The 280-nt window shown below is 67.1% G+C and carries 1 protein-coding gene; it reads right to left on the reverse strand.

Going from position 1 to position 280, the window contains the following annotated elements; all coding sequences use genetic code 11:
* Nucleotides 1–280: carboxyl transferase domain-containing protein (locus IF61_RS0131900; RefSeq protein WP_030370032.1), on the reverse strand; the 280-nt coding region annotated here is incomplete at both ends.

Consider the following 280-nt stretch of genomic DNA (forward strand, 5'->3'; position numbering starts at 1 on the left):
GACGACGTCGGGGCCGGTGATGAACATCTGCGAGGTCTCGCGGACCATGAACACGAAGTCCGTCAGCGCCGGCGAGTAGGCCGCGCCGCCCGCGCACGGACCGAGCATCACGCTTATCTGCGGGATGACGCCCGAGGCCTTGGTGTTGCGCTGGAAGATGCCACCGTAACCGGCCAGGGCGGAGACGCCCTCCTGGATACGGGCACCCGCACCGTCGTTCAGCGACACCAGCGGCGCACCCGCCGCGATGGCCATGTCCATGATCTTGTGGATCTTCGTG

This window comes from Streptomyces roseoverticillatus, from assembly GCF_000719265.1.
GTDB classification, from domain to species: Bacteria; Actinomycetota; Actinomycetes; order Streptomycetales; family Streptomycetaceae; genus Streptomyces; species Streptomyces roseoverticillatus.